The organism is Serratia sp. SCBI, assembly GCF_000747565.1.
GTDB classification, from domain to species: domain Bacteria; phylum Pseudomonadota; class Gammaproteobacteria; order Enterobacterales; family Enterobacteriaceae; genus Serratia; species Serratia ureilytica.
This window is the reverse complement of the sequence record NZ_CP003424.1, coordinates 3,407,058-3,429,814: the sequence shown is the minus strand read 5'-3', so window position 1 is coordinate 3,429,814 and position 22,757 is coordinate 3,407,058. Positions and strand designations below refer to the sequence as shown.

Annotated in this window: 17 protein-coding genes and 1 pseudogene; 8 read left to right on the top strand and 10 right to left on the bottom strand. The window is 62.6% G+C overall.

Going from position 1 to position 22,757, the window contains the following annotated elements; genetic code table 11:
* Nucleotides 1-97: 97 nt before the first annotated feature.
* The 3 genes from torA to SERRSCBI_RS16055 form a co-directional block, all read right to left on the bottom strand.
* Nucleotides 98-2,572 (bottom strand): trimethylamine-N-oxide reductase TorA, encoded by a 2,475-nt coding sequence (gene torA / locus SERRSCBI_RS16065; RefSeq protein ID WP_033652537.1) that lies wholly within the window; start codon nt 2,570-2,572, stop codon nt 98-100.
* 12 nt (nt 2,573-2,584) lie between these two features.
* Entirely contained in the window at nt 2,585-3,745 is a 1,161-nt protein-coding gene (locus SERRSCBI_RS16060; protein WP_042785054.1) for a NapC/NirT family cytochrome c, read from the bottom strand.
* 231 nt (nt 3,746-3,976) lie between these two features.
* Nucleotides 3,977-4,399, bottom strand: coding sequence for an NUDIX hydrolase (locus SERRSCBI_RS16055; RefSeq protein WP_042785053.1), 423 nt, complete (start codon nt 4,397-4,399; stop codon nt 3,977-3,979).
* Between the two features lie 247 nt (nt 4,400-4,646).
* On the opposite strand from SERRSCBI_RS16055, the gene fruB reads away from it, so the two are divergent.
* From fruB to fruA, 3 genes are read left to right on the top strand one after another with little or no spacing between them, the layout of a single operon-like run.
* Nucleotides 4,647-5,780, top strand: coding sequence for a fused PTS fructose transporter subunit IIA/HPr protein (gene fruB, locus SERRSCBI_RS16050; RefSeq protein WP_033643805.1), 1,134 nt, complete (start codon nt 4,647-4,649; stop codon nt 5,778-5,780).
* The gene (fruK, locus tag SERRSCBI_RS16045; protein ID WP_015378523.1) at nt 5,777-6,718 is read left to right on the top strand and encodes a 1-phosphofructokinase; all 942 of its coding nucleotides are present in this window, start codon (nt 5,777-5,779) and stop codon (nt 6,716-6,718) included. The genes fruB and fruK overlap by 4 nt, the downstream gene beginning before the upstream one ends.
* 11 nt (nt 6,719-6,729) lie before the next feature.
* Nucleotides 6,730-8,412 (top strand): PTS fructose transporter subunit IIBC, encoded by a 1,683-nt coding sequence (fruA, locus tag SERRSCBI_RS16040; protein WP_042785052.1) that lies wholly within the window; start codon nt 6,730-6,732, stop codon nt 8,410-8,412.
* 62 nt (nt 8,413-8,474) lie between these two features.
* On the opposite strand, the gene nfo is transcribed toward fruA, so the two are convergent.
* On the bottom strand, nt 8,475-9,314 hold the full coding sequence (nfo, locus tag SERRSCBI_RS16035; RefSeq protein WP_033643802.1) for a deoxyribonuclease IV: 840 nt from the start codon (nt 9,312-9,314) through the stop codon (nt 8,475-8,477).
* 98 nt (nt 9,315-9,412) lie between these two features.
* A pseudogene (locus SERRSCBI_RS16030) lies at nt 9,413-10,482 on the bottom strand (YeiH family protein).
* 193 nt (nt 10,483-10,675) lie between these two features.
* On the opposite strand from SERRSCBI_RS16030, the gene SERRSCBI_RS16025 reads away from it, so the two are divergent.
* The 3 genes from SERRSCBI_RS16025 to SERRSCBI_RS16015 all read left to right on the top strand — a co-directional run bounded on the left by SERRSCBI_RS16025 (nt 10,676) and on the right by SERRSCBI_RS16015 (nt 13,538).
* Nucleotides 10,676-10,873 carry a hypothetical protein gene (locus SERRSCBI_RS16025; protein ID WP_033643799.1) on the top strand — a complete coding sequence of 66 codons (198 nt, stop codon included), beginning with the start codon at nt 10,676-10,678 and terminating at the stop codon, nt 10,871-10,873.
* Nucleotides 10,874-10,971: 98 nt separating this feature from the next.
* Nucleotides 10,972-11,838 carry a DNA-binding transcriptional regulator YeiE gene (yieE, locus tag SERRSCBI_RS16020; protein ID WP_021505917.1) on the top strand — a complete coding sequence of 289 codons (867 nt, stop codon included), beginning with the start codon at nt 10,972-10,974 and terminating at the stop codon, nt 11,836-11,838.
* A gap of 221 nt (nt 11,839-12,059) precedes the next feature.
* A complete protein-coding gene (locus SERRSCBI_RS16015; RefSeq protein ID WP_033643798.1) occupies nt 12,060-13,538 on the top strand; it encodes an amino acid permease in 1,479 nt (492 codons plus the stop codon).
* Nucleotides 13,539-13,584: 46 nt separating this feature from the next.
* Here the strand turns inward: SERRSCBI_RS16015 and SERRSCBI_RS16010 are convergent, their stop codons facing one another.
* Nucleotides 13,585-14,685: a diguanylate cyclase domain-containing protein gene (locus tag SERRSCBI_RS16010; protein ID WP_042785051.1), complete on the bottom strand. Its 1,101-nt coding sequence runs from the start codon at nt 14,683-14,685 to the stop codon at nt 13,585-13,587.
* Between the two features lie 477 nt (nt 14,686-15,162).
* On the opposite strand from SERRSCBI_RS16010, the gene SERRSCBI_RS16005 reads away from it, so the two are divergent.
* Entirely contained in the window at nt 15,163-16,140 is a 978-nt protein-coding gene (locus tag SERRSCBI_RS16005) for an iron ABC transporter permease (protein ID WP_071883567.1), read from the top strand.
* The gene (locus SERRSCBI_RS16000; RefSeq protein WP_033643795.1) at nt 16,137-16,925 is read left to right on the top strand and encodes an ABC transporter ATP-binding protein; all 789 of its coding nucleotides are present in this window, start codon (nt 16,137-16,139) and stop codon (nt 16,923-16,925) included. The genes SERRSCBI_RS16005 and SERRSCBI_RS16000 overlap by 4 nt, the downstream gene beginning before the upstream one ends.
* Before the next feature lie 32 nt (nt 16,926-16,957).
* Here the strand turns inward: SERRSCBI_RS16000 and SERRSCBI_RS15995 are convergent, their stop codons facing one another.
* From SERRSCBI_RS15995 to SERRSCBI_RS15980, 4 genes are all read right to left on the bottom strand, one after another.
* The gene (locus tag SERRSCBI_RS15995) at nt 16,958-17,881 is read right to left on the bottom strand and encodes a siderophore ABC transporter substrate-binding protein (RefSeq protein ID WP_042785049.1); all 924 of its coding nucleotides are present in this window, start codon (nt 17,879-17,881) and stop codon (nt 16,958-16,960) included.
* Between the two features lie 78 nt (nt 17,882-17,959).
* Nucleotides 17,960-19,948, bottom strand: a complete 1,989-nt coding sequence (locus tag SERRSCBI_RS15990) for a ligand-gated channel protein (RefSeq protein WP_042785048.1) — start codon at nt 19,946-19,948, stop codon at nt 17,960-17,962.
* 244 nt (nt 19,949-20,192) lie between these two features.
* Complete coding sequence (locus SERRSCBI_RS15985) at nt 20,193-21,188, bottom strand: ABC transporter permease (protein WP_042785047.1); 996 nt, start codon at nt 21,186-21,188, stop codon at nt 20,193-20,195.
* Nucleotides 21,185-22,696 (bottom strand): sugar ABC transporter ATP-binding protein, encoded by a 1,512-nt coding sequence (locus SERRSCBI_RS15980; RefSeq protein WP_042785046.1) that lies wholly within the window; start codon nt 22,694-22,696, stop codon nt 21,185-21,187. The genes SERRSCBI_RS15985 and SERRSCBI_RS15980 overlap by 4 nt, the downstream gene beginning before the upstream one ends.
* Nucleotides 22,697-22,757 lie beyond the last annotated feature (61 nt).

Sequence of the window (22,757 nt, the reverse complement as noted above, 5' to 3'; positions counted from 1 at the left end):
AAACGCAAACCGCTATCCCTCGGTGGAGGGTAAGCGGCTATGTCGCGCGGCGACGAGGAAAACAGGGGGCGCGTTGCGCCCTCTGTTTATCGCGGGATCAGGCGCCTTGCGGCACGGCGTGCGCGGTATTTTTCAGCGCCGGCCCCTGATACTTCTCGATCTGCAGCTGCGCCATCTGCCCGCAGTTGCCCTGCGCCAGGCTGGAGGAGCCGATGTCGAAGGTCAGGCAGTTGACGTTGCCGTTCTTGCACAGCGAGCCGGGCTGCGCCGGATCGGCCGGATCGAACCAGGCGCCTTCGCTGATGCGCACCACGCCAGGCCGCACGTCTTCGCTGACCACCGCCCCTACCAGGATCTGGCCGCGATCGTTAAACGCCCGCACCAGATCGCCGCCGGTAATGCCGCGCGGCTGCGCGTCCTGCGGGTGGATCAGGATCGCTTCACGATCCGCCACCGCGTATTTCTTGCGCAGCGGCGTATTGTCGAGCTGGGAGTGCAGCCGGTTGGTCGGGTGCGCGGTATTGAGCGACAGCGGATACTTGGCCGCTTCCGGCCCGCGATACCACTCGTGCGGCGGCATCCAGGTCGGGATGCCGGGGCAATCCGCATAATGCATTTTGGCGATGGCGTCGGAGTAGATTTCGATCTTGCCCGACGGCGTGCCCAGCGGGTTCAGCAGCGGGTTGTCGCGGTAATCGGCGAAGCGCACCCACTGCTTATTGGCCTCCGGCACCGGGAAACGCACGTAGTTATTGGATTGCCAGAACATGTCGAACGGCGGCAGCGCCACCCGCGCGGCGCGCGCCTGGTTTTTCATGTCGTCGTACATGCCTTTCAGCCACTGGGTTTCATCCTTGCCCTCGGTAAAGGCCTCCTGCACGCCCAGCCTGGCCGCCATCGCCGAGAAGATGTCGAAGTCGCTGCGCGACTCGTGCTGTGGCGGCACGCATTGATGCATCGGGAACACGTAGAGCTGCGAATAGTCGCCGCCCATTTCCAGATCGTTGCGCTCGTAGCTGGTGGTGGCCGGCAGGACGATATCGGCATGCTTGGCGGTGGCGGTCCAGTAAGGCTCGTTGACCACGATGGTGTCCGGCCGCTGCCAGGCTTTGACCAGGTTATTGGTGTCCTGATGCTGGTGGAAGGTGTTGCCACCCGCCACATACACCATTTTCACCTCGGGGTAGGTGACCTTGGCGCCGTTGAAGTCGATGGTTTTGCCCGGATTGCTCAGGCATTCGGCGATGCGGGCCACCGGGATCGGCGCCGGCGAGTTCTTCGGCGCGTTGCCGGCGGAGATGCCGGCGATGATGCCGCCCTTGGCGGTCGGGCTGCCGCCGGACGAATAGTGGTAGCTGAAGCCGAAGCCGCCGCCCGGCAGGCCGATCTGGCCGAGCATCGCCGCCACCGTTACCAGCAGCCAGTGCTGCTGTTCGCCGTGATGCTGGCGCTGAATGCCCCAGCCGCCCATGATCATGGTGCGATGCTTCGCCATCTCGCGCGCCAGCGCGCGCAGCGTGTCGGCATCGACACCGCTGATGTCGGCCGCCCATTCGGCGGTTTTCGCCACGCCGTCGCTCTCGCCCAGCAGGTAGGCCTGGAACTTGTCAAAGCCGACGGTATAGGTTTTCAGGAAGTCCGGGTTATGCAGCTTCTCGGTCAGCAGCGTATGGGCGATGCCGATCAGCATGGCGCCGTCGGTGTATGGGCGCGGGGCGATCCACTGCGCATTGACGAACTTGGCGCTGTCGTTGTGTACCGGATCGATGCTGATCACCCGGGTGCCTTTTTTCTTCAGCGCCTCGAAGCCGGTCTGGCCGACGTGATCCGGCACGTTCCAGCTGTTTTTCAGCGTGACCATCGGGTTGCAGCCCCACAGGATCACCAGCTCGCTGTTCTCGATCACGTTCGGCCAGGCGGTCTGCTGTTCGTAGACCTCCATCGAGCCGACCACGTGCGACATGATCACCTGTGCCGCGCCGGTGGAGTAGTCACCGGCGTAGCCGAGGAAGCCGCCGGTCAGGTTCATCAGGCGCTGCAGCAGCGTGCGGCTATTGTGCAGCATGCCGACGCTTTTCCAGCCGTAGGAACCGGCGTAGATCGACTGCGGGCCGTGATCTTTTTGCAGGCGGGTGATCTCATTGCACACCAGCTCGGTTGCTTTGTCCCAGCTGACGCGCACCCACTCGTCGCGGCCGCGCAGCTCGGTGCGGCTGCCGGGGCCGCCTTCCAGCCAGCTTTTGCGCACCATCGGATATTTGATGCGGTTCTCGGCGTGCACCTGATAAGGCGCCATGGTGATCAGCTCATTGGGATACGGATCGTCCTGCACCGGCTGCACGCCGACCATCTTGCCGTCCTGCACGATGGCTTCAAACGCGCCCCAGTGGGCGCCGGTCAGAATGCCTTTCTGCGCCTGACGCAAGACGATGAACTGCGGCAGCGCTTCGCTGATGGCCTGCGCCAGCGCCGCTTTGGGCCATAATCCCGCCAGCAGCGGGGCGGCGGTCAGCGCGGCGGCGCCGGTTAGGAAGCGGCGGCGGCTCATGGTTAACGGTTTTTGGTTGCTCATTGCGCTTCTCCCTTAAAGCTTGGCCGGTGCGGCAGGTGGCATGTCGCTGGCGTGTTTTTGTACGTATTGTGTCAGCACGCGCAGCTGTTCCTGCGTCAGTGAGGTACGCGGCGCCATGCCTTTGATGACGCCGATCCATTGGTTGGCGTTGAAGCGATCGAGCGCGGTCAGCCCGTGGCAGCCGGTGCAGTTGGCCGACATCATGTCCGCGGCGTAGCGCCAGATTTTTTGCTGATCGTCGATCAGCTGCTTGCGCGGCAGCCACACTTGCAAAGAGACCTGATGCCAGACCAGGCCGGTTTCCGCATCGGTCTGGGTGGACGCGGTCTTCAGCTGTTTGCGCGCGTCTTCACCCAGCAGCACGCTGAGGATGCGTTTGCCCTGCGCGGCGTAGAACACTTCGCTGACCCCGTCTTGCTGCCAGCCGCTCACGGTGGCCAGCACCTTGTCGCCATCCTGTTTCACCACCTGCACTTCGGTGGACGGCATCAGGTTACCGGCATTATGGCTGTCGTCTGCGCTGAGGAAGAACGGTTCGGTGGCGATGGTGTAGAGGGTGGTGGCGCCCGGTGCGGTCAGCGCCGCGGCCTTGGCCAGCTCGGCGGCGCCGGCCTGGGTTTCGCCGCTCATGTCCGGCAGGATGTGGGCCACGCCTTTATGGCAGTCGATGCAGGTTTCGCCCTGTTTGATCGCCACCGGGTGCTGCAGGCGCGCTTCGGGACGCTGGGCGGTGATGTCCATGGCGTCGTAGCTGTGGCAGGAGCGGCAGGTGGCCGAGTCGTTCTCTTTCAGCGTCTTCCAGACCGACTGCGCCATCGCCAGCTTGTGCGCTTCATATTTTTCCGGCGTATCGATGGTGCCGACCATCTCGCCGTAGATGTCTTTTACCGCGCGGATCTTGGTCCACAGGTAATCGATCGGCTGGTGCGGCACGTGGCAGTCGGCGCACTCGGCGCGGATGCCCTTGGTGTTTTGGAAGTGGACGCTGCCCTGATATTCGGCCAGCGGTTGTTGCATGGTGTGGCAGGAAACGCAGAAGGCGGTATCGCTGGTTTTATGGAATACGGTGGCGGTCCCGGCCAACAGCGCCGCGCCGAGGATAATCCCCAGCAGCAAAAGCCATAGCCATGCCCACCGGCGCTTTTTTTCAAAGCCAGTCAGTTTTTTGCTCATGGTAAACCCGCTTATAATTATGAATTTAAAATAAAATCTTGCCAAAAGGCCGCCGACCGGAGGTCAGAATGCCACGTCGATTGCAGGGGTAATGATAGAAGAGGGTTAACCCCATGGGGTTATCCGTAGTCAAAAAAATGGCGTATATCGCAAAAAATAGCGTTATATTCTATTTTACATAGCGATGGGCTGTGAGGCAGGCAACGCGAACGCCGCGCGCTCGCGAAGGGCTCAGGCCGTTGGCAAGTAGGTTTGGCCGCTCAGCCACAGGCGGATCGCCGTGCGGCTGGCTTCGAAATGGGGTTCCGGCAGAGAGTCTGGCGCGCACCAGCGCCATTCGGCGCATTTTTCGGGTTCTTTCAGCTCGGCTTCGCCGCCGGGATGCGCCACCTGCAGACAGATGGACACCGTGTGTTTGCCTTCGGCGCGCCAGGTGTGCAGATTGTTGCTGACGCCAACGAAGCGCGGCGGATCGATGATCAACCCGGTTTCTTCGGCAATTTCGCGCTGGGCGCACTGCTCGAAGGTTTCACCGGCATCCAGATGCCCGCCGGGGATCGACCAAAAGGGCGCGTGGGAGCCGCAGCGTTTGCCCAGCAAAATCTCGCCTTGCGGGTTCACGATGATCACCCCGACGCCCGTCACTACATTCATGCTTTTCTCCGTCAGCAAAGTTTCAGCACAGTATGTCATTTTGCCCCGGCGCTGACCAATGCGCCGATGAAAGTGTGCGTAAGCTCAAAAATCTGCAATGGCGAAAGGGAGAAAGCTTGCTTTCATCTTGCGCTGCTTACACACTCCTTGAAACGTTTCAGCGTTATCCGACCGCTTGTGGGCAGCGGGTAACGCTCCTTTTTCTCAATGAAGCTGAAACGATTCAATTCAGCAGGAGAGGAGAATCATGTTCCAGTTGTCACCGCAAGACATTCATCTGGGCGCCGCTGCCGCCGATAAGCAGGAGGCCATCCGTCAGGTGGCCGCCGCGCTGACCGACGCCGGCTGCGTCAGCGCCGGTTATGTGGACGGCATGCTGCAGCGCGAACTGCAGACGTCCACCTACCTGGGCAACGGCATCGCCATTCCGCACGGCACCACCGATACCCGCGATCTGGTGTTGAAAACCGGCGTGCAGGTGTTCCAGTTCCCGCAGGGCATCGCGTGGGGGGAGGGCCAGACCGCCTATGTGGCGATCGGCATCGCCGCCCGTTCCGACGAGCATTTGGCGCTGCTGCGTCAGCTCACCCACGTGCTGAGCGATGACAGCGTGGCGGAGCGGCTGGCGAAAACCACCTCCGCGGAAGAGCTGCGCAGCCTGTTGATGGGCGAACGGCAGAGCGCTGAATTCCAGTTCGACGTTTCGCTGATTGCGCTCGACGTCGCCGCCGACAGCCTGATGACGCTACAGGCGCTGAACGCCGGCCGTCTGCAAAAAATCGGGGCGGTCAACGCGCAGTTCGTCAGCGATGCCATCACCCGCAAGCCGCTGAATCTGGGGCAGGGCATTTGGCTCAGCGACAGCGTTGAAGGCAACCTGGCCAGCGCGGCCACCGTCAGCCGCCCGGCGCAGGCTTTCGTGGAAGACGGCGAGCCGGTGGCGCTGCTGCTGACGGTGTCGGTCGCCGACGCGCAGCCGCTGGCGGTGCTCAACTACCTCAGCGATCTGCTGCTGGCCAACAAAGCTGAACGCTTGCTGAAGGCGGATGCCGCCGGCGTGCTGGCGCTGCTGACCAGCGACGTGGCGGAAGAGAGTAGCGTGCTGAGCGCCGAATTCGTGATCCGCAACGAGCACGGTCTGCACGCGCGGCCGGGCACGGCGCTGGTCAACGTGATCAAAAGTTTCAACAGTGACATCACCGTCACCAACCTGGACGGCAGCGGCAAGCCGGCCAACGGGCGCAGCCTGATGAAGGTGGTGGCGTTGGGCGTGAAGAAAGGGCATCACCTGCGCTTTACCGCCAATGGAGAAGATGCTGAAGCCGCGCTGAAGGCGATTGGCGAAGCGATTAATGAAGGACTGGGCGAGGGCGCAGCATGAGCAGAAGAGTAGCAACAATCACCCTGAACCCGGCGTACGATCTGGTGGGTTTCTGCCCGCAGATTGAACGCGGGGAAGTCAACCGGGTAAAAACCGCCGGCCTGCACGCCGCCGGTAAGGGCATCAACGTCGCCAAGGTGTTGAAGGATTTAGGCATCGACGTCACCGTCGGCGGCTTCCTGGGCAAAGATAATCAGGACGGTTTCCAACTGCTGTTCAGCGATCTGGGGATCGCCAACCGCTTTCAGGTGGTGCCGGGGCGCACCCGCATCAACGTCAAGCTGACGGAAAAAGACGGCGAAGTGACCGATTTCAACTTCTCCGGCTTCGAAGTGACGCCGCAGGACTGGGATCGCTTCGTCAGCGACTCGCTGAGCTGGCTGGGCCAGTTTGACATGGTGGCGGTGAGCGGCAGCCTGCCGGCCGGCGTCGATCCTGACGCGTTTACCGACTGGATGACCCAACTGCGCGCCAAGTGCCCGTGCATCATTTTCGACAGCAGCCGCGAAGCGCTGGTCGCCGGGCTGAAGGCCTCGCCGTGGCTGGTCAAACCGAACCGCCGCGAGCTGGAAATCTGGGCCGGGCGCCCTCTGCCGACGCTGGCGGACGTGGTCGAGGCCGCGCATGCGCTGCGCGAACAGGGCATCGCCCACGTGGTCATCTCCCTCGGCGCGGAAGGCGCGCTGTGGGTTAACGCATCCGGCGCCTGGATCGCCAAACCGCCGTCCTGTGAGGTGGTCAGCACCGTGGGCGCCGGCGATTCGATGGTCGGCGGCCTGATTTATGGCTTGCTGATGCGCGAATCCAGCGAACACACCCTGCGTCTGGCCACGGCGGTAGCGGCGCTGGCGGTCAGCCAGAGCAACGTCGGCGTGACCGATCGTCCCCAGTTGGCCGCGATGATGGCGCGCGTCGATCTGAAACCTTTCAATCAATAGCAGGAGGCAGAATGAAAACGCTGCTGATGGTAGACAGTTCGCAGGGACAGGCCCGTGGCCACCTGGCGAAACGCATGCTGGAGGCCGCCGCGGCCAAAGCCGGCCTGACGCTGGTCGAGTCGCTGCAGGACGCCGAACTGGTGGCGGTGGCGGGGCAGGCTGCTCCTGCTGACGCCGCGCTGAACGGCAAATTGATCTATGTGGGCGAGGTAGAACAGGCGGTGCGTGAACCGGACGCGTTTCTGGCGCGCGCCCAGGCCGAAGCTGAAACCTATCAGGCGCCGCAGGCGGCTGCGGTGAAAGCCGATGGACAAAAACGCATCGTGGCGATCACCGCTTGCCCGACCGGCGTGGCGCACACCTTTATGGCGGCCGAAGCCATTGAAAGTGAAGCCAAGAAACGCGGCTGGTGGGTGAAGGTGGAAACGCGCGGCTCCGTCGGCGCCGGCAACGCCATCACCCCGGAAGAAGTGGCGGCGGCGGATCTGGTGATCGTCGCGGCGGACATCGAAGTGGATCTGGACAAGTTTGCCGGTAAGCCGATGTATCGTACTTCCACCGGTCTGGCGCTGAAGAAAACCGCGCAGGAACTGGACAAGTCGCTGGCCGAAGCCGAAGTGTTCCAGCCGCAGCAGCGTAGCGGCGCGGCGCCGACGGCGAAGAAGAAAGAGGGCAGCGGCCCGTATCGTCACCTGCTGACCGGCGTGTCCTACATGCTGCCGATGGTGGTGGCGGGCGGTTTGTGCATCGCGCTGTCGTTCGTGTTCGGCATCAAGGCGTTTGAGGTCAAGGGCACCCTGGCGGCGGCGCTGATGCAGATCGGCGGCGGCTCCGCCTTCGCGCTGATGGTGCCGGTGTTGGCCGGTTTCATCGCCTTCTCCATCGCGGATCGTCCGGGCCTGACGCCGGGCCTGATCGGCGGCATGCTGGCGGTGAGCACCGGCGCCGGGTTCCTTGGCGGCATCATCGCCGGTTTCCTGGCGGGTTATGTCGCCAGGGCGATCAGCAGCAAGCTGCGCCTGCCGCAAAGTATGGAAGCGCTGAAGCCCATCTTGATCATTCCGCTGGTGGCCAGCCTGATCACCGGCCTCATCATGATTTACGTGGTTGGCACGCCGGTGGCGAAAATCATGGAAGGCCTGACCCATTGGCTGCAGTCTCTGGGCACCGCCAACGCCGTGCTGCTGGGGGCGATCCTGGGCGGCATGATGTGCACCGACATGGGTGGCCCGGTGAACAAAGCGGCCTACGCGTTCGGTGTGGCGCTGCTCAGCTCCTCGGTGTATGCGCCGATGGCGGCCATCATGGCGGCGGGCATGGTGCCACCGCTGGCGATGGGCCTGGCGACGCTGCTGGCGCGCCGCAAGTTCCCGAAATCCGAACAGGAAGGCGGCAAGGCGGCGTTGGTGCTGGGGCTGTGCTTCATCACCGAAGGGGCGATTCCGTTCGCCGCCCGCGATCCGATGCGCGTGTTGCCGTGCTGTATCGCCGGCGGGGCGCTGACCGGCGCGCTGTCGATGGCCTTCGGCGCCAAGCTGATGGCGCCGCACGGCGGCTTGTTCGTGCTGCTGATCCCGGGCGCGATTTCGCCGGTGTTGCTGTACCTGGTGGCGATCGCCGCCGGCACGCTGTTGGCCGGGGTGGCTTATGCCCTGCTGAAACGTGCTGAAGTACCGGCGGCCAGCGTGGCGTAACGGCGATCCAGCCATAAAAAAAACCGGAGCCCAGGCTCCGGTTTTGTCGTTTGGGCGCTGCGTTACTGCTGCGCCTTCAGCCAGGCGATCTCTTCGGCCCAGATATCCGGATTTACCGTTTCCAGAATCAGCGGGATATTGTCGAAACGCGGATCGCGCATGATGTAGCTGAACACCGTTTTGCCGATGTTGCCTTCCCCCAGGCTGTGATGGCGGTCGACGCGGCTGTTGAACTCGCTCTTGGCGTCGTTCAGGTGCATGCCGCGCAGGTAGTTGAAACCGACGATGTCGCCCAACTGCTTGAAGGTGCGCTCGCATTCTTCTTCGGTGCGCAGATCGTACCCGGCGGCGAAGGCGTGGCAGGTGTCGATGCAAACGCCGACGCGGCTTTTGTCTTCGACGCCGTCGATGATCGCCGCCAGGTGCTCGAATTTGAAGCCCAGGTTGCTGCCCTGGCCGGCGGTGTTCTCGATCACGGCCGTCACGCCAGCGGTTTTATCCAGCGCGATGTTGATCGATTCGGCGATGCGCGCCAGGCACTTATCTTCGTCGATTTGCAGCAGGTGGCTGCCGGGGTGGAAGTTCAGCAGCGTCAGCCCCAGCTGTTCGCAGCGCTGCAGCTCGTCGATAAACGCCTCGCGCGATTTTTCCAACGCGTCGGCTACCGGGTGCCCCAGATTGATCAGGTAGCTGTCGTGCGGCAGGATTTGCCCCGGCCCGTAACCGTACTGGGCGCAGGCGCTCTTGAACTTATCGATCACGTCGGCGGCCAGCGGGGCGGCCTTCCATTGACGCTGATTTTTGGTGAACAGGGCGAACGCGGTCGCCTCCAATTCGTGCGCGCGGATAACCGCCTGATCCACGCCGCCTGACGCGCTGACATGTGCACCGACAAACTTCATCTTCATTCTCCTGTGTTATCGGTGACATTATGGCATTGATGGCGGGCGGATTGAATGGCGAAAAGCGGCGGCCCGCCGAAGCGGGCCGCCGAGGGAGATTACAGCAGGTGTTGCACCAGTTGGTTTATCGCGCCGCCGCCGACCAGCAGCCAGACGAACAGCAGCGTCGCCAGCAGAATCGGTTTCATCCCGGCCTGGCGCACGGCGCTGATGTGGGTGGTCAGCCCCAGCGCCGCCATCGCCATCGCCAGCATCCAGGTGTCGGCGGTGATCAGGTGCCGCACCAGCGTGGCCGGCAGCAGGTTGAAGGAGTTCAGCCCGGCGACGGCGATAAACAGCACGGCGAACCACGGAATGGTGATGGCGGATTTTTCCGCCTTGCCTGCGCTGCCGCGGCTGATGTAGCCCGACAGCAGCAGCAGGAACGGCGCCAGCATCATCACGCGGATCATCTTGGCGATCACCGCCGCATTTTCGGCGTCAGGCCCGATGGCGTGCCCGGCGGCGACCACCTGAGCCACTTCGTGGATGGTGGAGCCGGCGTAGATACCGAAGGTTTCCTGGCTGAACGGCAGCCACTGGAAGTGCTCATTCAACTGATACAGCCACGGATAGGCGAAGATCGCCAGGGTGCCGAACACCACCACGGTCGAGACCGCGACCGCCACTTTGCTGGAGTCGGCCTTCAGCACCGGCTCGGTGGCCATCACCGCCGCCGCGCCGCAAATGCTGCTGCCGGCGCCGATCAGTATCGCGGTTTGGCTGTCGATGCCGAACACTTTCTTGCCGAGCCAGCAGGCCAGCAGGAAAGTGGTGATCAGGGTCAGCGCATCGATGATGATGCCGCTGGCGCCCACGTCGGCGATCTGCTGAAAGGTCAGCCGGAAGCCGTAAAGGATAATGCCCAGACGCAGCAGGCGCTGTTTGGCCAGCTGTACGCCGCTGTGACAAACGGTTTGCGGGGGTACAGCGTGTTGCCCACCAGAATGCCGAGCAGGATCGCCAGCGTCAGCGCCCCCACGCCCCAGCTCCGCCACCCAGGAATGTCGCCGGCCCAGACGGCCAGCGCGGTGAGCGCGCCGGTCAGCGCCAGCCCCGGCACCAGCCGCGGCAGGCCGAACAGCGGGAAGCGTCGCTCGGGGTAAGTGTGAGTGGTATCAGTCGCCATATAAAGTCAGTCCTTCAGTCTGTTTCTTGCGGTCAAGAGTACGTTTGGGCTGAATAAAAGAGAAATTGATTATATATTTATAACCTATCTGAATAAGTGGTATGGGGTCAGCCATTGGCATAACGCCGCATTGCGGCTAGGGTGTGGAGGAGCGGCGAGCCGCCGTCAATTTTCCAACTAACAGGAGCAGGCGATGGATACCGACGATCAACGCAGAGAGCAGGTAGATCAGGAAGTGGGCCGCGCGGTGCGGCGGTTGATTGAAGAAAACAAGGCGATCGACCGCGACCATCTCGCGGCGATGCTGCAATTGATACTGCGGGACGAAACCGGCACGCCGCGAGAGCCGGTGCTGGCCGCGGCGGCGCAGCTGGTCGCGTTGGGCAAATAGCGCGCCGATCTGGCCGCAAACAGGGTAGCCTGGCAGGGCTGCCCACCACACCATGTGGGGGTTCTCTGGCAGAACCTTCTTTCAATACCGGGACAGCTATGCATATCACGTTGCGTCAACTGGAAGTCTTTACCGAAGTGCTGAAAAGCGGTTCGACCACGCAGGCCTCGGTGGTGCTGGCGCTGTCGCAGTCGGCGGTCAGCGCGGCGCTGGCGGATCTGGAAGGGCAGTTGGGCGTGCAGCTGTTCGATCGCGTCGGCAAACGGCTGGTGATTAACGAGCACGGCCGGTTGCTGTATCCCAAGGCGCTGGCGCTGTTGGAACAGGCGGGGGAGATAGAGCAGCTGTTTCGCCATGACGGCGGGGCGTTGCGCATCGCCGCCAGCAGCACCATCGGCAACTACATGCTGCCGGAGATGATCGCCCGCTACCGCCGGGATTTTCCCGCCACGCCGCTGGAGCTGAACGTCGGCAACAGCCAGGACGTGATCGTGGCGGTGGCGGATTTTCGCGTCGATCTGGGGCTGATCGAAGGGCCTTGCCATATGCCGGAGCTGGTGACGCAGCCGTGGCTGGAGGACGAGCTGGTGGTGTTCGCCGCGCCGGATAACCCGCTGACCCGTCAACCGCCGACGCTGGAGGCGCTGGCCAATGCGCCGTGGATCCTGCGCGAGCGCGGTTCCGGCACCCGTGAGGTGTTGGACCATCTGCTGTTGGCGCATCTGCCGCACTTCCAGCTGGTGATGGAGCTGGGCAACTCGGAGGCGATCAAGCATGCGGTGCGGCACGGCATCGGCATCAGCTGCCTGTCGCGGCGGGTGGTGGCGGAACAGCTGGCCAGCGGCGCGCTGGTGGAACTGCCGGTGCCGTTGCCGCCGCTGCGCCGCACCCTGTACCTGATCCGCCATCGGCAAAAGCACGTCTCCAACGCGTTGCAACGTTTTCTCAGCTATTGCGTGCTGTAACCGGCGGCACGTCAAGCGCTCTGCTGCCGCGCAGGCCGGAAAAAGCATAAAAACCTGCGCGCGCTCACATTAATGAGAGTAAGTAAGGCTATAAGGGCCGCAGCTAATAATTGCCTCTGAATTATGAAGCTATCTTATATCGGTGCAATGTTGCTAGTTCACCGGCGGGTATTTGTTACAATCCGCCCTCATTTTTCGAAGAGCAGATAGATAGGGAACGAATGGCTCAGCAGGATATAAAAACATCGGGGCAGCAAGCACCCGGATTGCGCCGTGAATTGAAAGCCCGGCATTTGACCATGATCGCCATCGGCGGCTCCATCGGCACCGGCCTCTTCGTCGCCTCGGGCGCCACGGTTTCTCAGGCAGGCCCCGGCGGGGCGCTGCTGTCTTACGCTCTGATCGGTTTGATGGTGTACTTCCTGATGACCAGCCTGGGCGAACTGGCGGCCTTTATGCCGGTCTCCGGTTCATTCTCCACCTACGGCGCCAAATACGTAGAAGAAGGCTTCGGCTTCGCGCTGGGCTGGAACTACTGGTACAACTGGGCGGTGACCATCGCCGTTGACCTGGTGGCCTCGCAGTTGGTGATGAGCTACTGGTTCCCGGACACCCCGGGTTGGATCTGGAGCGCGCTGTTCCTCGGCCTGATGTTCCTGCTGAACTACATTTCGGTGAAAGGGTTCGGCGAGGCGGAATACTGGTTCGCGCTGATCAAGGTCAGCACCGTGATTATCTTCATCGCCGTCGGCGTGATGATGATCGTCGGCATTCTGAAGGGCGGCGAGCATGCCGGCTGGCAGAACTGGACAATAGGAGACGCGCCGTTTGCCGGTGGCTTCTCGGCAATGATCGGCGTGGCCATGATCGTCGGCTTCTCGTTCCAGGGCACCGAACTTATCGGCATCGCGGCCGGCGAATCGGAAAACCCGGGTAAAAACATCCCGCGCGCGGTGCGTCAGGTATTTTGGCGTATCCTGCTGTTCTATATCTTCGCCATTCTGATCATCAGCCTGATCATTCCGTACACCGATCCGAGCCTGCTGCGCAACGACGTGAAAGACATCAGCGTCAGCCCGTTCACGCTGGTGTTCCAACATGCCGGCCTGCTGTCGGCGGCGGCGGTGATGAACGCGGTGATCCTGACGGCGGTGCTGTCGGCCGGTAACTCGGGCATGTATGCGTCGACCCGAATGCTGTACACCCTGGCTTCGGAAGGCAAGGCGCCGCGCATCTTCGCCAAGCTGTCGAAAGGCGGCGTGCCGCGCAACGCGCTGTACGCGACCTGCGTGGTGGCCGGCCTGTGCTTCCTGACGTCGATGTTCGGTAACCAGTCGGTTTACCTGTGGCTGCTGAATACCTCGGGCATGACCGGTTTCATCGCCTGGTTGGGCATCGCCATCAGCCACTACCGTTTCCGTCGCGGCTACATGCTGCAGGGGCGCGATCTGAATGATTTGCCGTACCGTTCCGGTTTCTTCCCGCTGGGGCCGATCTTCGCCTTCGTGCTGTGTCTGATCATCACCCTGGGGCAGAACTACCAGGCCTTCCTGCAAGACAAGATCGACTGGTACGGCGTGACCGCGACCTACATCGGTATTCCGCTGTTCCTGCTGATTTGGTTTGGTTACAAGCTGTCGCAAGGCACCCGTGTCGTGAAGTACAGCGAGATGGAATTCCCGAAGATGGACGTGAAGTAATTTTCGGTGAGTGACACGCGGCGGGGGCTCCCGCCGCGTTTTTGTTTTACTTTTTCCCGCCTTTGGCTTCCGCCAGCGCCTGCTGCGCCGAGCTCATCAAACTCTCTACCGTCGCGTAATCCTGCGTCAGCGCCACAATGCCGGCGTTAAGCTGCATGTTCACCTCGCCGAACGCGCCAAAATCGTAGGGCGCTTCCAGCGGCGGCACAATGCGCGCCAGGAACTCGCTTTCCGCGCCGTAGGGCAGATCGTGCACCAGAATCAGAAATTGGCCCGCCGTATAGCGGCAGATATAGTTCGCTGGGCGGATCAGCGTCTTGAGGCGCTCGCCGACGGTGCGCAGCACGTCGTCGCCGATCTGGACGCCGTGGCTTTGGTAGAGCGCCGCCAGCGGGCCGAATTCAAGAATGAACAGGTGGGAGATCGGCTGCGCCGTTCCGGGACGGCAGATGCTGCGCATCACCGCCTCGCCGCCTGCGCGGTTGAGAAAGCCGGTCAGGCGATCGCGGTGCGACGCCTGCTGCTTCTCCCACGCCAGCGTGACGTGCTGCACCAGCTGGCGGTGGTAGCGCGCGATCATGCCGTGGGCCAGCACCAGCCACAGCGGCGCGAGGTCCGCCAGGACAAACAGGTTTTGCACGCGCGACAGCGGCGCCGCCAGCAGGTAGGGCAGCGTCAGCGCGATCACCTCAAGCAGCGCGAAGCGCGGGGCGGCGGCGTGGCGCTGCATCAGCCAGCAGGCCAGGGCGGTGATCGTCAGGCCGGCGAACAGCATTAAGACGAAGCGGCCCGAGAGCATCGCCAGAGCGGCGCTGGCGCCGACCAGCAGCGCCCACAGCAGCACCGTCACCAGCATGGCGTTCGGCCAGGCCGGTTGACGCCGGCGCGCCAGCCAGGCTCGCCCGGCGGTCAACAACAGCAGCAGCAGCAACAAACCGATGCCGAGCGGCCGCTGGACCAGCCAGGCGTACCCCGCCAGCAGCGCGGCCGGCCCTGCGGCATTCAGCCAGGGCGTGAGACGAGAGGGCGTCAGCGTGAGACGCAGCTGGCGTTGAAACGGCTCGTCATCGGCGTGCAGCGGGCTGTATAACAGCCAGTTCAGCAGCGCCGGGCGTTTGGGCGTTACCGCCGGAGATGGACTTCTCATTACAGCCTCGTCAATCAATAAGGCCGCTCTTGCGGCGGCCTGAAGTTTTTTTGCACGCGCGGTGCTGTGATTTTGGATTCTATGTGGTTTTGCCGTTATTTGTCAGAGTCTGGTCGGATCAGGAAGAATTTTCAGAATAATTAACCTACTGGCCGTTGGCGGTGGAAAGCGTGGCGGTTTGAAAAATGGCGATAAAAAACAAATTATTACATTTCGACAACGCCGTTTTCACCTATTGATATGATTGATAAGTATTATCGTTTGTTTTATTGTTAACGGCTGTGCGCAGGCTGCTGCCGCACACTTTTCGGTTCACGGCGGCCGCTTTCGCGCCGCTGTCATGATGGTTGCAACAGGTATCTTAACTAATGAGCGTATCCACCGATCCCATGACTGAAGCCAAGGGGCAACCCGACGCCGGCGTGATGGGGCGTTATCAGCATATTCTTCCCCATCGCCTGTTGATGATGGGGCGTATTGGCATTGGCGATCCTGGGCTCGCTGCTGCTGGATTTCACCCATGGGGCCGTCCGGCCTGTCGTTGTCGTCCTTATGGGCAAACGCTGCTTGATCCCGCCGCGGCCGATGCCGGCACGCGGGGTGATCGTCTGGGAAATCCGCTTGCCCTATGCGTTGATGGCGGTGGTGGTGGGCTTTGCGCTCGGCCTGGCCGGGGCGGAAATGCAGACCATCCTGAATAACCCGCTGGCCAGCCCCTTCACCCTCGGGGTGTCTTCCGCCGCGGCCTTTGGCGCTGCGCTGGCGATCGTGCTCGGCATCGGCATTCCGGGGATCCCCGATCAGTGGTTCATCTCCGCCAACGCCTTTATCTTCGCGCTGTTCGCCGCGCTGATGCTTGACGGCATCACGCGCTGGACGCGGGTCGCCACCTCCGGCGTGGTGCTGTTTGGCATCGCGCTGGTGTTTACCTTCAACGCGCTGGTCTCGATGATGCAGTTCATCGCCAGCGAGGACACGCTGCAGGGGCTGGTGTTCTGGACCATGGGCAGCCTGGCGCGCGCCTCGTGGGACAAACTGGGCATTCTGTTCGGGGTGTTCGCCGTGCTGCTGCCGCTGTCGATGATGAGCTCGTGGAAACTGACCGCGCTGCGTCTGGGTGAAGACCGGGCGGTGAGCTTCGGCATCGACGTGCGTCGGCTGCGTTTGACCACGCTGCTGCGCATCAGCATGCTCTCGGCGCTGGCGGTGGCTTTCGTCGGGCCGATCGGCTTTATCGGTCTGGTGGCGCCGCACATCGCCCGCATGATCTTCGGCGAAGATCACCGTTTCTACCTGCCGGCCAGTGCGCTGATTGGCGCGCTGGTGCTGTCGATGGCCTCGGTGGCGTCGAAAAACCTGGTGCCTGGGGTAATCATCCCGGTGGGGATCGTGACGTCGTTGGTCGGGGTGCCGTTCTTCCTGAGCATTATTCTGCGCCACCGGGGGAACGTATGAGCCAGGGTTTACGGATAGAAAACTTCTCGGCGGGTTACCCGAAACGCCAGGTGATCGACAATCTCTCGGTGCCGATGCTGCCGCGCGGGCAAATCACCGTGTTGCTGGGGCCGAACGGCAGCGGCAAATCGACATTGCTGCGCTCGCTGGCCGGGCTGAACCCGGCGCAGGGCAAGCTGTGGCTGGACGACGGCGATTTGATGCAGATGCCGTTCGCCCGTCGGGCGGAGAAAGTGGTGTACCTGCCGCAGTCGCTGCCCGCCGGGGTGCATCTGCACGTGCTGGAGTCGATCATCGTGGCGCAGCGCGCCTCGGGCGGCCGCAGCAACGCCGGCAGCGAAGCGGAAGTGATGGCTTTGCTGGAACAGCTGGGCATCGCCCACCTGGCGCTGAGTTATCTCGATCAGCTGTCCGGCGGCCAGAAACAGTTGGTGGGGTTGGCGCAGTCGCTGATCCGTCAGCCGTCGCTGCTGCTGCTGGATGAGCCGCTGAGCGCGCTCGATCTCAACTACCAGTTCCACGTGATGGATTTGGTGCGCCGCGAAACCCGCAAGCGCGATATCGTGACGGTGGTGGTGGTGCATGACATCAACATTGCGCTGCGTCACGGTGACCACGTGCTGATGCTGCAGGATGGCGATCTGATCGCCGACGGCGCGCCGGATCAGGTGATTACGCCGCAGAGCCTGGCGCGGGTCTATGGCGTGCGCGGGCGCATCGAGCGTTGCTCGCAGGGCACGCCGCAGGTGCTGATAGACGGTCTGGTGAACCAGCCGACGATATAGTCCAAGATAAGCCCGGCATCACCGGGCTTTTTTTATCGCGCAGCGCGGTTCAGTGCTTCGCTCACGCGTTCGACGACGTGCTGGGCGGTGACGATGCCGCCGGACAGATAGACCTCGGCCGCCGGCAGGTAAACCACCTGGCCTTTTTTCACCGCCGTGGTTTTCTTCAGCGCGGTGCCGGTGAGGATTTTCTGCGGCGCCACCGCGTTCGGCCGACCGGTCGCGGCATCTCTGTCGATGACGAACAGCCAGTCCGGGTTCAGTTTGGCGACCTGCTCAGGCGTCAGCTTATTGCCGCGCACGTCTTTTTCATCGGACTGCAGCGCGGACGAGAAGCCGAGAGCGTCATAGACGAAGCTGAAACGGCTCTTGGGGGCGTAAGCGCTGATCTTGCCGCCGGAGAACAGCACCACCAGCCCGCGTCCGGCCTGGGCGGCCTGCGGTTTGACCGCCGCTATCTGCGCATCCAGCTTATCGATCGCCGCCTGCGCCTGTTGCGGTTTATCGAACAGCTCGCCCAGCTGGCGGGTGCGCTGTTTCAGGCTGCCCAACTGATCCTGCTGATCGACGGACATGTTCAACGTCGGCGCCAGCGCGTTCAGCTCGTCATAGGCTTTGGACGCCCGGCCGGCGATCAGGATCAGATCCGGTTTGGCGGCGCGCAGCACGGCCATATCCGGTTCGAACAGGGTGCCGGCATTGAGGTATTTGTCATCCTGATAGCGCTTCAGGCTATCCGGCAAGTTCTTACGGTTGCCGGGCAGCGCCAGCGGCTCGACGCCCAGCAGCTGCAGCGTTTCCAGCGAGGCGTAATCCAGCACCACGATGCGCTGCGGGTGCTTCTTCACCTCGGTGCTGCCGTTCAGGTGCTGGACGTTGACGGTGGCCGAGGCCGCCGGCGCGTCGGTTTTACTGTGGCAACCCGCCAGCGCCATCGCGGCCAGCAGGGCGATCATCAGGGGGAGCGGCGTAATCTCATGGGGCTTCCTCTCGGTGATGGAATGAAAAGGGCGCGCAGCGCGCGCCCGGGGGCATCAGAAGTTGTAGGTCATGCCGACGGTGTAACGGCGGCCGTCCAGCGTGGTGCGGTAGTGATCGTAATCCACGGTCTTGTCGAGAATGTTGTAGACCCCGCCGGTCAACTGCAGGTTTTTCGCCGCCTGGTAGCTCAGGCCCGCATCGACGAAGGTGTAGGACGGGGTGCTGGTCTCCATCGACGTGCGGCTCAGGTAGTCTGAGGTGCGGCTGCGGAAGTTAACGCGCGACCACAGGCTGAGGTCTTGCGTGGCCTGCCAGTCCAGCACGGTGTTGATCATGTGCTTAGGCATCTGGTTCAGCGCCTTGCCCTGGAACTCGCCGCTCTTCTGCTCGGAAGCGGTGTAGGTGTAGTTGGCGTTCCACTTCCAGTCTTTATTGATCTGCCAGCCGAAGGTGGCCTCTACGCCGCGCATATTGGCTTTGTCGACGTTGACGCGATCGCTGATAAAGTCGTAGACGTCATTGCCGATCTTACAGTCCGGCGTGTCTTCGCAGCGGCGCACTTCGGTGATCTTGTTCTTGAAGTCGGTGTTGAAGATCGTCACCCCGGCATTGACGCCTTTCAGGCTATCCCACATCAGGCCAATCTCTTCGCTCAGGCTCTTCTCCGGCTGCAGATCCGGGTTGCCGACGATGATGCCGTTACGCACGCCGCCGCCGGTGACCTGGCCCCAGCTGGCGGAGGATTGGCGCAGATCCGGCGAACGATAGCCGGCGGAGACGCCGCCTTTCATCGTCCACTGTTCGGTCAGGTGCCAGACGCCGTACATGCGCGGCGACCAGTGGCTGCCAAAGTTTTGATCGCGATCCATACGGATGCCGCTGGTCAGGCTGAAGTCGTTGGTCAGCGCCCATTCGTCTTCGGCGAACAGCGCCCAGCTCCAGCGCGTCAGCTGGTTGACGTCTTGCGCCGAGCTCAGCTGGTTGCCGCTGTCGCCCAGTTTCTCATAGCGGTATTGGCCGCCGAGGTTCAGCATGTGGGCACCCAGCTCGAACTGGTTCTGGGTGTTGAAGATGGTGTTGTACATCTTCATCTTGCGGCCCGGGTTATTGGTCTCTTCCCGCTGAACGTAGCTGGTGGAGTTACCGAAGTCGTAATAACCGTTGTGGGTCAGCGCGTAGTTGGTGCGGGTGTAGAGATTTTCGCTGCGAGAGGTAGGTTTGCACTTGCCTTTGCTGCAGCGCTCCGCCACCACCGATTTGCCCGGCGTGCTGTTGCGATCCTGCAGCGAGCGGCCGATTTCAAAGTCGAATTCGTTTTTCTCGTCCGGGGTCAAGGTGAACACCGCGGTGCCGCTGCGCATGCGCTGTTCGTTGTAACCGTTGGCGATTTTATCTTCGGCGCGGCGCGACAGCAGGCCGTTGACCCGCACGCCGAGCAGGCCTTCAATCAGTGGGCCGGAGGCGTAGGCGTTGGTCTGGAACAGATCGCCGGAATCGCGGTTTTCCTGGAGGGTGGCGTCGCCGTGCAGCGAGCCTTTCCACTCGGTGCGGGAAGTCTTGCGGGTGATGACGTTGATCACGCCGCCCATGGCGTCGGAACCGTACAGCGAAGACATCGGCCCGCGCACCACTTCGATGCGCTCGATGGCTTCCATCGGCGGCAGCCAGCCCTGTTCGATGCCGGCGTTATCGCTGTTCGGCCGGGTGCCGCGGGTGTCAACGCGCTTGCCGTCCACCAGAATCAGCGTGTACTTGGAGGACATGCCGCGGATGCTGATGTCGCTGCTGCTGGCGCCGCCGGTGACGACCACGCCCGGCACGTCTTTCAGCGCATCGGTCACATCGCGATAGGCTTTATCTTCAATTTGCTGGCGCGGGATCACTGAGATGGAAGCGGCGGAGTCCTGAATTTTTTGCTGAAAGCCGGAGGCGGTGACGACCATGGTGTCCTGGGCGTCAGTCTGCGGCGCGGCCAGCGCGGCGGTGGCGCTGAGCGAGGCGATGACCATGGCGGCGAGCTTGCTGTAACGTGGCGTTTCCATGAGGTAAACCTTTCCTGGATTGAAGTGAAAGTAATTAACCAATTGAATTTCTAATGAAATTATTCATCGTTCGCTGAGAAATCCGGTGCTTCGTCAGCGTTGCGTGAGGGTATTGTAAGGATTTTTTACTTAATGTAAACGCTAATGATAATTCATATCATTTGTATGCTTGTTATTCTGGCGGGAAAGAGTAACCGGATGAATTAAAGGGAAAACCGGCGCAGCGGATGTGCGCCGGGGAGGATCAGCGTTTCTGGATGTAAGTGATGGCCAGCGCCAGCGCCAGCACCAGGCCTTTGATAATGTCCATGGCGTAGTAGGGCACCGACAGCATCACCAGGCCGTTTTGCAGCACGCCGAGGATCACCGCGCCGATCAGGGTGCCGAGCGCATTGGGTTTGCCGGAGCCGGCCAGCGAGAAGCCGATGTAGGCCGCCGCCACCGCATCCATCAGATAGCCGCCGCCGGCGTTGACCTGCGAAGAGCCGATACGTGACGCCAGCAGGATGCCGCCAAGCGCCGCCAGCCAGGAAGAAATGACGTAAGCGGCAACCCTGTAACGCACGGTGCGAATGCCCGACAGGCGCGCCGCCTCGGGGTTGCCGCCGATGGCGTACATGCGGCGGCCGTGCTTGGTCAACGACAGGAACAGCTGCACCGCCACGGTGACCGCCAGCATGATCAGCACGATCACCGGCACTTGGCCGAGGGCGGAAAACACCTCCGGGATCAGGCCTTCCGCCATGTCGCCATTCGGCAGCACCATGTTTTGGGTGATGGAGCCGCCGTAGCTGTAGGTCATCGCCACGCCCTGGATCACGAACAGGCTGGCCAGCGTCGCCAGCATATCGGGGATTTTGAGCACCACGATCAGCAGGGCGTTGAACAGGCCGACCAGCGTGCACAGCAACAGCGTCACCACGATGGCGCCGGCGGTGCCGAACCCGTGCCAGACGAACAGTGAAATCACCAGCGCGTTGGCCAGCGAGGCGGTCGAGCCGACCGACAGATCGAAACCGCCGACCGACAGCGAGATAGAGACGCCGATGGCGATCACCGTCACGATGGCGATCGAACGCAGGATATTGATGATGTTGTTGGCATCGAGAAAGTTGTCCGACGCCAGGCCAAACAGGGCGACCAGCGCCGCGACGGTCAGCAGCATGCCCCACTTGTAGAGGAAATCAAACAGCTGTTGGCGCCAGGGCAGCGCCGGCCGCAAGGCAAATTCTTTACTCACGCAGGGGTTCCTCCGGTGGAATAGAGCAATAAGGTTTCTTCGTCGGTATCGGCGGCGTTCAGCTCCGCCACGATGCGGCCGTCCCACAGCACGCAGATGCGATCGCACAGGCCAACCAGCTCGGCGAACTCGCCGGAGGCGTAAATCACGCCTTTGCCGGCGCGGGCCAGGCCGTCGATCAGGCTGAACAGTTCCTGTTTGGCCTTGATGTCCACGCCCTTGGTCGGCTCATCGAAGATCAGCACGTCGGCGTCGCCGCGCAGCCACTTGCCGATCGCCACTTTTTGCTGATTGCCGCCGGACAGGCGCGCCAGCCGCTGTTGCGGGCCGGAGGCGCGAATGTTCAGACGCTGCATGATCTCGCGCGCCCAGCGCAGCTCTTGCCGCCGGCTGAACAGGCTCCAGCGCGAGAAGCTGTCATCGGCGCTGACGCTCAGGTTCATCGGGATCGCCTCATCGATAAAAATGCCTTCTTTGCGGCGTTCTTCCGGCACCAGCGCCAGCCCCTGTTCGACCGACAGATGCGGCGCACGCGGCGCCCAGGGCTGCCCGTGCAGTTCGCCGCGTTCCAGCTGCGCGGCGCCGGCGCCGAACAATGCCTTGCACAGCTCGCTTTTCCCGGCCCCGGCCAGACCGGCGATGCCGAGGATCTCGCCTTCATGCAGCCGCAGCGAAACGTCGCGCAGCTTATGGCGATCGCGCAAGCCCTCCACCTGCAGCAGCGTACGCTCCGCGTGCGGCGGGCGCGGCGGCGGGAAAATGTCGTCCAGCCGGTGGCCGAGCATTTTCTCGACGATCTGTTCGCCGCCGAGGCCGCGCATGGCGTCTTCGCTGACGCGGCGGTCGTCGCGCAGCACCGTCAGCCAATCGCAAATGTCGCTCAGTTCGTGGATGCGGTGAGAAATGAATACGATGCCGATGCCTTCGGATTGCAGGCGGCGCACCACGTTGAACAGGCGCTCGCTCTCGGCGCGATCGAGCGGCGCGGTCGGTTCATCGAGCACCAGAAAACGGCAGCGGTGCGACAGCGCGCGCGCCAGCAGCACCTGCTGTTTTTCCGCCAGCGTGCAGTCCGCCAGACGTCTGCGCGGATTGAGCGGCAGCGCCCATTGCTGCAGCAGCTGTGCGGCGCGGCGGTGCAGTTCCGCCCAGTTCAGCCAGTGGCCCGGTTCGTTCAGCCAGTCCAGCATGATGTTTTCCGCCACCGACAGCGTGGGGATCAGCGCGACATCGACTTCTTGCTGCACCACGTGGATGCCGTGGCGGCGCGCCTGCAGCGGGGAATGAATTTCCACCGCCCGGCCGTCGATCAGGATCTCGCCGCGGTAGTGATCGTGGGCGCCGGAGAGGATCGCCATTAGCGTCGACTTGCCCGCGCCGTTGGCGCCGACCAGCGCGTGGATTGAGCCGCCGTGCAGCGTGAAGTCCACGTCCTGCAGCGCGTTGAAGCCGGCGAAGGCGATCGAGATATTGCGCATCTCGAGGCGCGAAGGCGTTGCGGTTGACATTGCGTAGTGAGGCCGTTTAGATGTTTAGATGGCTGTTTTGCTCTGTTGTAACACAGATTGC